We start from the raw sequence: 12775 nt of genomic DNA, 5'->3' as shown, positions 1-12775 counted from the left end.
CCGCGATCGCGAGCAGGCTCGCTCCCACAGTTGTTTTGAGGTGGTCTCAGGATTTGCATGCACCACAGAACCCTTGTGGGCGGAGCAGGAGTCGTGCTACCGCACCATCACTCCGCCAGCAACACCGCCGCATCGAACCCCACTCGCAGATTGCCCCAATGGCGGCCGCCGAAGAAGAACGGGACGTCGATCTCGGTCATGATTTCCCCAGTATCGCGCAGGTAGGTCTGTAGCAGGAAGCGCTGGACGTTGCCCGCCGCGCGCAGGCCGATCGGGTCGTTGAAGATCCGCTTGTTGCGGCACACTGGCAAATCCACCGTCCGGTCGCCGGTCGGCGGCTTCGAGACCCAGCTGTTGTTCACCGGGCAATAGCCTTTGCTGTCGACAATGAACGAAACCTTGCCACCCGGCGTGCTGCGGGTGAGTTTGTCGCATTCTTCCTGGCAGACCTGGGCAAAGCGTTCGGTATAGCTGGCCATGTACTGCTTGGGATCGGTGCCGGGAATCAGCTGGTAATTCTGATCGAACAGGTTCAGGCCTTCGCCTTGCAGGGCTTCCAGACGAACCTGCAAGTTATCGCGGCACTCGCTGGCGCGGGTAATGGCAGCGTCCAGCTTGCCGTGGCCGAGCACGAAGCGACCCAGCAACGCCTGGACCTTTTCGGCCACGCCGGACAGGTCGCGGGTGGCCGTCGCCGAATGCTGCATGCGCTGGTCGATCAACTGGCTGTCGGCGTGGATCTGGGTGACCCGGTCGTTGATCCCCGTGTTGCTGTCGGCGAACTCTTGGATATGGGTGGCGATGTCCGCCAGCTTGCCGTTGGTGGATTCGAAATCGCCGATCATGCTTTCGAAATGGCCGGAGGCGCGTTCCACCACTTTCTGGGTTTCCCGGGCGCTGTGGCTGATCTGCGTGGTTTGCTCGTGGGTGGAGCTGACTTCCTCGAGCATGGCGTCGATGTTGCGCGAGATATCGTCGGTGGCCCGACTGACGTTCTGGGCCAAGGTGCGCACTTCATCGGCCACCACCGCGAAGCCACGACCGCTTTCGCCGGCCCGGGCCGCTTCGATGGCGGCATTGAGGGCCAGCAGGTTGGTCTGGGCGGAGATCTGCTGGATCAACCCGACGATCGACTTGATGCTCGAGGAACGCTGGTTCAGGGCGCTCACCAGGGTGGCGAATTCCCCGAGGCTGTTGGAAATTTCGCTGATGTTGCCGGTCACTTCCAACAGTTCGGCGTAGGAGTCGCGGGCCATGCTCAGGTTCTGGGCGGTGGTGCTGGAGATGCCCTGGGTCTGGCGCGAGACTTCTTCGATGCGGCCCACGGCGGTGTTGCTCTGGTCCATCACTTCCTTGGCGAAGCGGGCCTGGTGGGTGGCGCTGTCGCTGGAGTCGCTGATGTTCTTCAGCGAGCGGGCCGACTCTACGGCGATGTGTACGGTCAGCGCCTGGACGTTGCTGATGATTTCCCGCTGCTTGGCCAGGAAACGGTTACAGGTGCCGGCCAGCACGCGAATCTCGTCGTGGGTCACCAGCGGCAGGTCCTTGGACAAGTCGCCTTCGCCGTTGGCGATCTCTTCCAGGGCCTTGGTCATGGCGGTGACAGGGCGCACGATGAGGTGGCGGAAATACCAGACCATGAAGCTGATCATGCCCAGCGTCAGGACCGCGCCGAAGAGCAGGGCATGGGTCAGGCTATCGAGCCGGCCTTCGATCTGCCCGAGCAAGGCACCGTCCAGTTGCGCGTTGCGCAACAACAGCAGGATCTCGGCGCGGGCGCTGAGGGCTACCCAATAGAGCAAGCCACTGACCAGCACCAGCAGGAAAAGGCTCGACAGCTTTTTGGTGAGCGTATCGAAAAACTGCATCTCGATAGACTCGTACAAGGCCTTCAACGTCTGCATGCCACCGCTCCTGGGCAAAAAAATCTCTCAATGGAATACATTCGACCGCGAGCGCAAAAGCTTTAGGACAATAGGGCTATTTGATATCACCCTGTGAGGTCAAGCCCGTTCACACAGGGTTTGGGGAATTACATTTGATACAAAAGATTTACTGGGAATGATTCTCAAAGTATATTTGCTCTCATTAACGTCCCTTCCAGAGTGCGCGTCTTGAATCGTTCCACCCCCCTCGCAAATCGCAATGTCTTCATCAAGTGTGTATTGCCAACCTTGTCCTGCTGCTTCATTGCAAGCCCATTGTGGGCGCAGGACTCTCTCGAGCTGCCCGCCACGGACATCCAGGGCAGTCGCGTCACTCAGGACGAGGGCTATACGACGTCGCAAGCCAGTACGGCGAGCAAGAGCGATGTACCGATCAAGGAAGAAGCGCAGTCGATCAATGTGGTAACCCAGCAGACCTTGGCGGACTACCAGGTGCGCTCGCTGAACGACGCGATGAAGTTCGTCAGCGGTGTCAGCCAGGGCAATACCCTGGGCGGTTCGCGGGACTCGCTGGTCAAGCGTGGTTTCGGTACCAATGACGATGGCTCGATCCTGCGCGACGGCGTGCGTTCGAACCTGGGGCACAACTTCAGTGCCACCACCGAGCGGGTCGAAGTGCTCAAGGGCCCGGCCTCGATGCTGTACGGCGCGCTGGAACCCGGTGGCTTGGTCAACGTCATCAGCAAAAAGCCGGAGTACACCCAGAGCACCACCTTGAGCGGTTCGGCCTACAGCGAAGGTGGCGGCACCATGGCCCTGGATACCACCGGGCCGTTGGGCGATACCGGCCTGGCGTATCGCTTGATTGCCGAGCGGGGGCATGAGGACTACTGGCGCAACTATGGCGTCAATGAGAGCACGCTGGTGGCGCCGTCCTTGGCTTGGACGGGGGAGCGGGCTTCGTTGAATTTGAGTTATGAATACAACGAATATTCCAATCCGTTTGACCGGGGTACGGTGTTCAGGAATGGGCATCCGGTGGATATCGACTACGACAAGCGCATGGATGAGCCTTGGGCCAAAAGTGTCGGTATTCGCGAAACGGCTACGGCGCGGTTCGAATATGAGTTGAGTGAGGCGTGGAAGACCCGTGTGACTTATGGTTGGAACAATGATCGGTACAGTCTTTCGATTGCGCAGCCTGTTACCCTGACTGGAAATATGTTGAGCCGACGGGCCAATGGCGCTCATTACGATGATGAGACCCGTTACGCCAGCTGGGATTTCATGGGTAAGCAGGACTTGTTCGGCCAGCGTCATGACCTGTTGGTTGGCATTGATAATCAGGTGTCCGATCAGTTCCGGGGCAAGACTTACCGTGGGAAAGTTCAGCCTGGTTTCGATATCACTTCACCGGTCTACGGCAATCTGCCAGAGCCAAGCCTGGTCAGCTCTACCGACAGTGATCTGCGCAACCAGTTGAATTCCAGTTCGATCTATTTGAAGGATAACTGGCATCTGGATGACCGTTGGATTCTGGTGTTCGGAGGTCGTTATCAACACTACGACCAGTACAGCGATCAAGGTTTAGGCAAGGATTATGACGTCAATCGCGATGACAACGGTGACGCCTTCGTGCCATTCCTGGGGTTGGTCTACAAAGCCACCGAAACCCTGTCGCTGTACGGCAACTACAGCCGGTCGTTCAAACCCAATGACGTGGTCGACAAGGATCGTCGTACATTCAAACCGGAAGAGGGTCGCAGCTATGAAATCGGCGCCAAGTACGATCCATTGCCAGGTTTGAACATCAACCTCGCCCTGTTCGACATCGTTAAAAAGAACGTGGTGACCACTGTTGACGACGTCTCCGAAGCCGCCGGCAAAGTCGGCTCCCAAGGTCTCGAGTTGGACATCACCGGTCGCTTGGCCGACCGCTGGGACTTGATAGGCACTTACGCCTACACCCATACCGAGATATTGGATGACCCGAAAAACGAAGGTCATCGCCTGCCCGACGCACCCAAGCACACCGCTAGCCTCTACCTGACCCACCACCTGAACGTGCCGGCTGAATTCGGTGCCTGGCACGCCGGCGCCGGTGCGCGTTATGTTGGAGAGCGGGCCGCGAATGCCGCGAATGATTTCTGGCTCAGCAGCTACACCGTCGCCGACGCCTTCCTGCGTTGGGAGTCGCCGGTGTTCGGGCACAAGACCTCACTGCAACTGAACGTCGACAACCTGTTCGACAAGCAGTACTACCCGTCCTCCACCGGCAGCCAGTTGCAAGTCAACGTCGGCGAGCCGCGTACCGCCAAGCTGAGCGCCAGCGTGACGTTCTGATTCCGCCGCACTGAAACACAAAATGCCCGGGACCTGCGTCCCGGGCATTTTTTGTACGGCGGTCAGAGACTAAGCCACCGTGCTGCCAACGGGAGCCTGTGTGGCAGCGGATTTAACGCCCGACCTGAGAGCATGACGAAGCTTCAGCGCCGGCCGCTCGACCCCGTAGTACGACACGCCACTCAACGCGAACGACAGCACCAGCACCGCGGTGATGATCAGGGCGTTGTATTCGACCGGCCAGAATGCCCGCAACACGTACATCACCACAAAGTGGTTGAGGAACACGCCGTAGCTGATATTGCCCAGGAACTCATCCAGTCGGTGATGCTTCAGCTTGCTGAGCAAAAACACCGCCGGCAGGCCCAGGGCGATGCCCAGGGTCACCTCGGCGTTGAAAGGCCGACGGGGAATGATCCCCACGACAATGCTCAGGAACATCAACGCGGCAACGAGCAGGGTGACGGACACGATCCACAGCCCCTTGGCCCGGACCCGATACAGGTAGCTGCCGCAAAGAAAAATGAACAGCACACCGGGCAGCAGGCGATAGCCGTAGATGTCGGTGTCGAGGTAGCCCAGCGAGGCGAGCATGAACACCGTCACGGACACCGCAAAAGCAATACCCCGCGCCTTGTAGAGGATCAGGAACGGGATCAGCAGGTAAAAACACATTTCCAGGCCCAGCGACCAACCGGGTGGCAGGATTTCGGGCACGGTGATGCCGAACATGTAGAAACCCAATGGCACGATCGGCAGGCTGGTGGTGATGTTTTCGAGGGTCAGCGCTGCTGCCTGGGGTGTTCCCGGCAGCAGGAAATGGATCACCGCGCAGGACAGGACGAAGTACACCAAAAACTGCGGGTACAGCCTCAGCAGTCGATCCATGTAGAACAGGCCGATTTGCCCCGGGGTTTTGTAGGTTCTCTCGATCAACGAGGTCATCACAAAACCGCTGATGATCAGGAAGGACACCACGGCAACGACGCCGGGGTTGAACCCCATGAACGTCACGCCCATATGCGAAACCGCCACCAGCAGGGCCAACAGCAACCGATAAACCCCCACGCGCATCATCCTTAATCAGAGTTGATCCGTTTGCGCGGTACGTTATGTGGCTTTGCGAGCCGTTAACAGAGGTTTGCGGAGCGGCGGCGGGGTAGTGGGGGCAATTGTCACTTTTGACACTTATGTTTCAGTTATCTGGCCATCGCGAGCCCGCTCGCGATGGCCAGATAACCGATCAGCGAAACACCGGCACCACCTGCTGGATGAACAACTCCAGGGATTTCTTCTTCTCGGCATGGGGCAGACTGTTGTCGCACCAGAAGCTGAACTCATCCACTCCCAGTTCCTGGTAGTACTTGATGCGTTCGATGATTTCCTGCGGCGTGCCGATCATGGTGTTCTTGCGGATGTTCTCCAGCTGGAACTCCGGACGCTCGGCGAACTTTTCTTCCGGGCTTGGCGCGAGGAAACCGTTGACCGGTACTTGCTTGTTGCCGAACCAGGCATCGAAGGTGCGATAGAACCTGGAGATCGCCTGGGCACCAACCTTCCAGCCTTCGGGATCATCCACGGCATGCACGTGGGTGTGACGCAGCACCATCAATTGCGGGCGTGGCACGTCGGGGTTGTTGTCCAGGGCGGCCTGGAACTTGTTCTTCAGGTCCAGGACTTCCTCATCGCCCTTCATCAACGGCGTGACCATCACGTTGCAGCCGTTGGCGACGGCGAAGTTGTGGGAGTCCGGGTCGCGGGCGGCGATCCACATCGGTGGGTAGGGTTTGCGGATCGGCTTGGGCACGCTGGTGGAGGTGGGGAATTTCCAGATCTCGCCATCGTGGGCGTAGTCGCCTTGCCACAGGGCGCGCACCACCGGGACCATTTCCCGCAGCGCCTGGCCGCCGGAGGATGCCGGCATGCCGCCGGCCATGCGGTCGAACTCCACTTGATAGGCGCCCCGGGCCAGGCCCACTTCCATACGGCCATTGCTGATCACGTCCAGCAGCGCGCATTCGCCGGCCACCCGCAGCGGGTGCCAGAACGGCGCGATGATGGTACCCGCGCCCAGGTGGATAGTGGTGGTTTTGCCGGCCAGGTACGCCAGCAGCGGCATCGGGCTTGGCGAGATGGTGTATTCCATGGCGTGGTGTTCGCCGATCCACACGGTGCTGAAACCGCCAGCCTCTGCCAGCAGGGTCAGCTCGGTCAGGTCTTCGAACAACTGGCGATGGCTGACGCTTTCGTCCCAGCGCTCCATGTGTACGAACAGGGAAAATTTCATGGCGCTTTCTCTTGTTGTTGGCGATCGGTTCAGGCGAGGACGGGCAGGGCGCCCATCTTGCCGTGGCAATAAACCAGCGGCCCCGGTGTGTGTTGCGGCACGATCAGATTCTTCACGGCACCGACCATGATGGCGTGGTCGCCGCCTTCGTATTCTCGCCACAGTTCGCATTCGATGATGGCGGTGGCGTTACTCAGCAACGGGTTGCCCAGCTCGCTCAGGGTCCATTCGATGCCCTGGGCCTTGTCCTTGCCTTTGCGCGCGAAGGCATAGGCTTCGTTCTGCTGACCGCCGGAGAGCACGTGGATGGCGAAGCGGCGGTTCTTGATCAGCACCGGGTAGGAGTCGGAACTGTAGTTGGGGCAGAACAGCACCAGGGCTGGGTCCATCGACAACGAGCTGAACGCGCTGGCGGTGAGGCCGACGATCTGCCCATCGTCATCGAGCGTGGTGATCACCGTCACCCCGGACGGGAACGAGCCCATGACTTGTTTGTAGACACTGGCATCGATCATCGGACGATCCTCGGGCTTTATCGGTTGTGGGCGCGCAATGTTCATCAATGGGCACCTGCGGCTTTGTTCAGGTCGCTCTCGGCCCATTGGGTGTAGACGCAGGCATCGGCGGTGGCCCAGCGCACACGCACCGGGTCGCCGGCCTTGAGCGGCATGCCGGCGGCGGACAGCGCCTTGACGGTCATCGAGGTTCCGCCCGAGGTCACCACGCTGCAGGTCTGGCTTTCACCAAGGAACAGCACTTCGACGACCTTGGCCGAGACTTCATTCCAGCCAGCCGCCAAGGGTTCCTGGCCGGCTTGCTCGACGCTCAAGGCGAGGGCTTTTTCCGGGCGCACCATCAGCAGCACGTCCTGCTCGATTTGCAGGCCAGCGGTCAGGCGGATAGACAGTGGCTGGCCTTCGAAGGAGGCTACCGCGTTGCCCTGGGCCTTGAGCTTGAGGAAGTTGGAATTGCCCAGGAACGAGGCCACGAACGCGTTCGGTGGGTTCTGGTAGAGGTCATAGCCACTGCCCAGGCCGACGATCTTGCCGTGGCTGAAAATGGCGATGCGCTGGGACAGGCGCATGGCTTCTTCCTGGTCATGGGTGACGTAGACGATGGTGATGCCCAGGCGCCGATGCAATTGGCGCAGTTCGTCCTGCAGGTCTTCGCGGAGTTTTTTATCCAGGGCGCCGAGTGGTTCATCCATCAGCAGAATGCGTGGTTCATAGACCAGTGCCCGGGCGATCGCCACACGCTGTTGTTGGCCGCCAGAGAGTTGCGAAGGACGCCGATGGGCGAACTCGCCCAGTTGCACCAGCTTGAGCATGGCATCGACCCGGCGCTCGCGTTCCGCGCTGGCCAGTTTGCGAATCGCCAGGGGAAAGGCGATGTTGTCGCGCACCGACAGGTGCGGGAACAGTGAGTAACGCTGGAACACCATGCCGATGTCGCGTTTGTGCGGTGGCACGTTGACCAGGGATTTGCCTCCCACCAGGATTTCGCCGCTGCTGGGCGTTTCAAACCCGGCCAGCATCGACAGCGTGGTGCTCTTGCCCGAGCCGCTGGAGCCGAGGAAGGTCAGGAATTCACCGTCCTGGATGTCCAGGGAGATGTCGTCCACGGCGGCAAAGTCGCCGTAGTGCTTGTTCAGGTTGCGCAGGCTGACCAGGGTCTTGTTGTGCTGTTGTGCGGGGTCTTTGACGGCACTCATCGTATTCTCCTAGGCGCTCAGGCGCTGATTTCATTGCGCCGGCGCAGGGCGGCGGCGATCACCATCACCAACACCGAGAGGCCGATCAGCAGCGTCGAAGCGACGGCGATCACGGGCGTCAGGTCCTGGCGCAGGGTGGTCCACATTTTTACCGGCAGGGTTTGCAGAGTCGGGCTGGCCATCATCACGCTCAGCACCACCTCGTCCCACGACACCAGGAAGGCGAACAAGGCGCCGGCGACCATGCCGGGGCGAATCGCCGGAAAGGTCACCTTGAACACCGCTTGCAGGCGTGAGGCGCCGCAGATCACCGCCGCATCCTCGATGGATTGGTCGAACAGCTTGAGCGAGTTGATGATCGAGATAATGGTGAAGGGCAGTGCGACGATTACGTGACTGACCACGAACGCGAACATCGTCCCGGTGTAACCCAGTTTCAGGAACAACGCGTACACCGCCACCGCGATGATCACCAGCGGCACGATCATCGGCAGGGTGAACAGGCCATAGAGCATTTCCCGACCGGGAAAGCGCCCGCGGACCAGGGCAAACGCGGTCGGCAAACCCAGCGCCACGGCGCAGACGGTGGTCAGTACCGCGACCTTGAGGCTGGTCAGGGCCGCGCTCATCCAGTCGGGGTTGGAGAAGAACTGGCCGTACCATTTCAAGGTCCAGCCTGGTGGCGGGAACACCAGCCACTGGGACGAACCGAACGACAGCAGCACGATGAACACGATCGGCAACAGCAGGAACAGCGCGATCAGGCCAGTGGTGAAGTACAGCCCGAACCGCATGCGCCGGCTCATGGCATTGGGAGTCAGGAGCATGACGGCTTACCTCGCGTTGCTGGCACCTACCGGGGATTCCGGCTGGAGCTTCAGGTAGAAGTAGAACAGCACCAGGGTGATCGCCACCAACAAGGCGGCGCCGGCACTGGCCAGCCCCCAATTGAGGAACGACTGCACCTGCTGGATGATGAATTCCGGCAGCATCATGTTCTGCGCGCCGCCCAGCAGTGCCGGGGTCACGTAGTAACCGAGGGACATCACGAACACCATCAGCCCGCCGGAGAACAGCCCCGGTCGGCACAGCGGCAGGAACACCCGGAAGAAGTTGGTCCAGGGGCTGGCGCCACAGATGGAGCCGGCCTGCAGGATCATCGGGTCGATGGCCTGCATGGTTGCCTGCAACGGCAGGACGATGAACGGGATCATGATGTAGCTCATGCCGATCACCACGCCGGTGAGGTTGTGCACCATCTCCAACGGTTGGTCGATGATGCCCATGGCCATCAACGCCTTGTTGATCACCCCGGAGGCTTGCAGCAACACCAGCCAGGAGTAGGTGCGGGCCAGCAGGCTGGTCCACATCGACAGCAGCACGATGTTCAGCATCCAACGGCCCCAGCCACGGGGCACCAGGGTGATGGCCCAGGCCAGGGGGAAACCCAGCAGCAGGCTGAACAGCGTCACCAGCCCGGCCACCGAAAAGGTGTTGATCAACACCCGCGCATAGGCCGAGTTGGCGAACAGTTGCTCGTAATTACCCAGGCCGGGCACCGGTTCCAGCACGCCGCGCAACAACAGGCCAATCAGCGGCGCCAGGAAGAACAGTCCGAGGAACAGCAGGGCGGGAAGCAGATTGCCGCTCCCGCGCCAGCGCTGGGCCGGCGACGGGGTTTGCGGGGCAACGGTCTTGGCGATTGTCACACCGGCAGCGCCAGCGGTGTGCTGGGTTGCCGGTGCCGCTATTTTCATTTGACCAGCCATTCGTTCCACCGTGTCGCGATGTCCTGACCGTTCTTGGCCCAGTACGCGAAATCAAGTGTGATCTGGTCCTTGGCGTAGGCGGTCGGCAGGTTGGGAGCGAGCACCGAATCCAGGCGTGCGACGCTGTCGACGTTGACCGGGGCATAGGCGGTCAGGTTGGAAAAATCGGCCTGACCCTTGGCGCTGCTGGCGTGGGCCAGGAACTTCATGGCCGCGGCCTTGTTCTTCGAACCCTTTGGAATGACCAGGATGTCGGCCATGACCAGGTTCTGCTTCCAGCTTACGCCGACGGGAGCGCCATCCTGTTGCAAGGCATAGATGCGCCCGTTCCAGAACTGCCCGATGCTGGCTTCGCCGGAGGCGAGCAACTGCTGGGACTGGGCACCGCCGCCCCACCAGACAATGTCTTTCTTGATGGTGTCGAGTTTTTTGAAGGCGCGGTCCAGGTCCAGCGGGTAGAGCTTGTCGGCCGTTACGCCGTCGGCCAGCAAGGCCAGCTCAAGCACGCCAGGGCTTGGCCATTTGTACAGGGCGCGTTTGCCGGGGTAGGTCTTGGTGTCGAACAGTGCGCTCCAGTCCTGGGGCTTGCCGGAACCGAGTTTGCCTTCGTTGTAGCCGAGGACGAACGAAAAATAGAACGAACCGACGCCGTGATCGGAGACGAAGCGTGGGTCGATCTTATCGCGCTGGATGACCGAGAAGTCCAGGGGCTCGAGCAGGCCTTCAGCGGCGGCGCGCAAGGCGAAGTCCGCCTCGACGTCGACCACGTCCCATTGCACGTTACCGCTTTCGACCATGGCCTTGAGCTTGCCGTAGTCAGTCGGGCCATCCTGGACCACGGTGATGCCGCTGGCCTTGCTGAACGGGTCGGCCCAAGCCTGTTTCTGCGCGTCCTGGGTGCTGCCGCCCCAACTGACGAAGTTGACGCTTTCCGCCGCCATTGCCACATGACTGACTGTGGCCAGCAAACCTGCGAACAGTACTGCGGCTGCACTTTTCTTCAACACCATTTTCACGCCCTCATTGTTGTGTTTTTGAGCGGGCTTTTGTTGCCCGCCTATCGGGAGCAGTAGGTCCATCTGGCCTTAAAGGCGACCGAGCCAAGGGCTTTTGTTTGTGCTTTCCCTGTCGAGGGGCACTTGGCTGAAGTGTTCGGTCTATGGAATATCATATTATGGTATTCCAAACTTTCTGCAAGCATTTTGCCGTACCGGCTATCTGTCCGGCCGGGTTTTTCGCGATCTTTTGTGGGAGCAGGCCCGCTCCCACAAGGCGTTGTGTGTTGTCTCGGGTTTATCCGGTGAAGGGAATACTTTCCACCACCTCCAGGTCATACCCGGTCAACCCCGCGTATTTGAGCGGCGGGCCCAGGTGTCGCAACTTGCCGACGCCCAGGTCCTGGAGAATCTGCGCTCCGGTGCCCACTTCAGAATAGATGCGCGATTGCGAGCGGCTGAACTGTCGTGGCGGCTGGGTCAACTGCGGTACACGCTCGAGCAACGCCTGGGACGACTCGTGATTGGCCAGCACCACCACCACGCCACTGCCTTCTTCGGCGACCCGTTGCAGGGCCGCCCACAGCGTCCAATTGGAAGGGCCGTTATATTCGGCGCCCACCAGGTCCCGCAGCGGGTCGATCACATGCACCCGCACCAGGGTCGGTTCTTCCCGGCGAATGTTGCCCATCACCATCGCCATGTGTACGCCGCCTTCGATACGGTCTTCGAAGGTGAACAAGCGGAAGGTACCGTGCACGGTGGGCAGTTCCCGTTCACCAATGCGTACCACGGTGTGCTCGGTGCTCAGGCGGTAGTGGATCAGGTCGGCGATAGTGCCGATCTTGATCCCGTGCTTGCGGGCGAAAATCTCCAGGTCCGGGCGGCGGGCCATGGTGCCGTCGTCGTTCATCACTTCGACGATCACCGATGCCGGTGTGAAACCCGCCAGGCGCGCCAGGTCGCACCCGGCTTCGGTGTGCCCGGCGCGGGTCAGCACGCCGCCTTCCTTGGCCCGCAATGGGAAGATATGCCCCGGCTGCACGATATCGCTGGGCCCCGCATCGGCGGCCATGGCGGCGGCGACGGTGCGTGCCCGGTCGGCGGCGGAAATACCGGTGGTCACGCCCGTGGCGGCCTCGATGGAAACGGTGAAAGCTGTGCTGAATGCACTACCGTTGCTTGGCACCATCTGCTCCAGCCCCAGGCGTTGGCAATGTTCGTCGGTCAAGGTCAGACAGATCAGCCCACGGGCTTCGCGGGCCATGAAGCTGATGGCCTGGGCGTTGCAGCAGTCGGCGGCGAGTAGTAGGTCGCCTTCGTTTTCCCGATCCTCGTCATCGACCAGCAACACCATCTTGCCCTGGCGATAGTCTTCGATGATTTCCTGAATGCTGTTAAAGGCCATGTCGGGCTCTCTTTGTTTGGATGGGGGCTTGCTGGAATGTCGTTGTGGTATACCATAATACGAAACAAGCCGAGAGGTCACTATGAAGGCGTACTGGATTGCTCATGTGGATGTCACCGACCCCGATCAATACAGCCAATACACCCAGCGGGCGCCAGCGGCGTTTGCTCAGTACGGTGGTCGGATGCTGGCCCGGGGCGGGCGCAGCGAGGCGGTGGAGGGCAGGGCTACGCCACAACGCAGCGTGGTCATCGAGTTCGACTCATACGAGCAGGCGCTGGCCTGTTATCACTCAGAGCAGTATCAGGCGGCGAAGGAACATCGCGAGGGTGTGGCACGGGCCGAGGTGATCATCGTCGAGGGCGTGGCGCCTTGA

The 12775-nt window shown here is 60.6% G+C and carries 11 protein-coding genes; 2 read left to right on the top strand and 9 right to left on the bottom strand.

The genetic code is table 11. From position 1 onward, the window contains the following. Positions 1-107: 107 nt before the first annotated feature. Positions 108-1904: a methyl-accepting chemotaxis protein gene (locus GN234_RS04450; RefSeq protein WP_176687946.1), complete on the bottom strand. Its 1797-nt coding sequence runs from the start codon at positions 1902-1904 to the stop codon at positions 108-110. 210 nt (positions 1905-2114) lie between these two features. On the opposite strand from GN234_RS04450, the gene GN234_RS04445 reads away from it, so the two are divergent. After that, a complete protein-coding gene (locus tag GN234_RS04445) occupies positions 2115-4229 on the top strand; it encodes a TonB-dependent siderophore receptor (RefSeq protein ID WP_176687945.1) in 2115 nt (704 codons plus the stop codon). Between the two features lie 69 nt (positions 4230-4298). Here GN234_RS04445 and GN234_RS04440 read toward each other — a convergent pair whose 3' ends face one another. The 8 genes from GN234_RS04440 to ribBA form a co-directional block, all read right to left on the bottom strand. Next, complete coding sequence (locus GN234_RS04440) at positions 4299-5297, bottom strand: acyltransferase family protein (RefSeq protein ID WP_325073128.1); 999 nt, start codon at positions 5295-5297, stop codon at positions 4299-4301. 175 nt (positions 5298-5472) lie between these two features. Further along, positions 5473-6516 (bottom strand): LLM class flavin-dependent oxidoreductase, encoded by a 1044-nt coding sequence (locus GN234_RS04435; protein ID WP_109755312.1) that lies wholly within the window; start codon positions 6514-6516, stop codon positions 5473-5475. A gap of 29 nt (positions 6517-6545) precedes the next feature. Continuing rightward, on the bottom strand, positions 6546-7031 hold the full coding sequence (locus GN234_RS04430) for a flavin reductase family protein (RefSeq protein WP_109755462.1): 486 nt from the start codon (positions 7029-7031) through the stop codon (positions 6546-6548). Between the two features lie 44 nt (positions 7032-7075). Continuing rightward, on the bottom strand, positions 7076-8227 hold the full coding sequence (locus tag GN234_RS04425) for an ABC transporter ATP-binding protein (protein ID WP_109755313.1): 1152 nt from the start codon (positions 8225-8227) through the stop codon (positions 7076-7078). Between the two features lie 17 nt (positions 8228-8244). Further along, complete coding sequence (locus GN234_RS04420; RefSeq protein WP_053125546.1) at positions 8245-9054, bottom strand: ABC transporter permease; 810 nt, start codon at positions 9052-9054, stop codon at positions 8245-8247. A 6-nt stretch (positions 9055-9060) separates the two neighbouring features. Next, positions 9061-9984 carry an ABC transporter permease gene (locus tag GN234_RS04415; protein WP_176689554.1) on the bottom strand — a complete coding sequence of 308 codons (924 nt, stop codon included), beginning with the start codon at positions 9982-9984 and terminating at the stop codon, positions 9061-9063. Further along, complete coding sequence (locus tag GN234_RS04410) at positions 9981-11006, bottom strand: ABC transporter substrate-binding protein (protein ID WP_109755316.1); 1026 nt, start codon at positions 11004-11006, stop codon at positions 9981-9983. The genes GN234_RS04415 and GN234_RS04410 overlap by 4 nt, the downstream gene beginning before the upstream one ends. Positions 11007-11289: 283 nt before the next feature. Beyond that, the gene (gene ribBA, locus GN234_RS04405) at positions 11290-12399 is read right to left on the bottom strand and encodes a bifunctional 3,4-dihydroxy-2-butanone-4-phosphate synthase/GTP cyclohydrolase II (RefSeq protein ID WP_176687943.1); all 1110 of its coding nucleotides are present in this window, start codon (positions 12397-12399) and stop codon (positions 11290-11292) included. Positions 12400-12481: 82 nt separating this feature from the next. On the opposite strand from ribBA, the gene GN234_RS04400 reads away from it, so the two are divergent. Then, positions 12482-12775 carry a DUF1330 domain-containing protein gene (locus tag GN234_RS04400; RefSeq protein ID WP_176687942.1) on the top strand — a complete coding sequence of 98 codons (294 nt, stop codon included), beginning with the start codon at positions 12482-12484 and terminating at the stop codon, positions 12773-12775.

This window comes from Pseudomonas bijieensis (assembly GCF_013347965.1).
GTDB lineage: Bacteria > Pseudomonadota > Gammaproteobacteria > Pseudomonadales > Pseudomonadaceae > Aquipseudomonas > Aquipseudomonas bijieensis.
This window is presented reverse-complemented; position numbering and strand designations above follow the sequence as displayed.

What these genes read in the sequence shown, in the direction of transcription:
- GN234_RS04425 (WP_109755313.1), bottom strand. Translation starts at nt 8,227, where the DNA reads ATGAGTGCCGTCAAAGACCCCGCACAACAGCACAACAAGACCCTGGTC.
- GN234_RS04400 (WP_176687942.1), top strand. Translation starts at nt 12,482, where the DNA reads ATGAAGGCGTACTGGATTGCTCATGTGGATGTCACCGACCCCGATCAA.
- ribBA (WP_176687943.1), bottom strand. Translation starts at nt 12,399, where the DNA reads ATGGCCTTTAACAGCATTCAGGAAATCATCGAAGACTATCGCCAGGGC.
- GN234_RS04435 (WP_109755312.1), bottom strand. Translation starts at nt 6,516, where the DNA reads ATGAAATTTTCCCTGTTCGTACACATGGAGCGCTGGGACGAAAGCGTC.
- GN234_RS04420 (WP_053125546.1), bottom strand. Translation starts at nt 9,054, where the DNA reads ATGCTCCTGACTCCCAATGCCATGAGCCGGCGCATGCGGTTCGGGCTG.
- GN234_RS04450 (WP_176687946.1), bottom strand. Translation starts at nt 1,904, where the DNA reads ATGCAGACGTTGAAGGCCTTGTACGAGTCTATCGAGATGCAGTTTTTC.
- GN234_RS04430 (WP_109755462.1), bottom strand. Translation starts at nt 7,031, where the DNA reads ATGATCGATGCCAGTGTCTACAAACAAGTCATGGGCTCGTTCCCGTCC.
- GN234_RS04415 (WP_176689554.1), bottom strand. Translation starts at nt 9,984, where the DNA reads ATGAAAATAGCGGCACCGGCAACCCAGCACACCGCTGGCGCTGCCGGT.
- GN234_RS04410 (WP_109755316.1), bottom strand. Translation starts at nt 11,006, where the DNA reads ATGGTGTTGAAGAAAAGTGCAGCCGCAGTACTGTTCGCAGGTTTGCTG.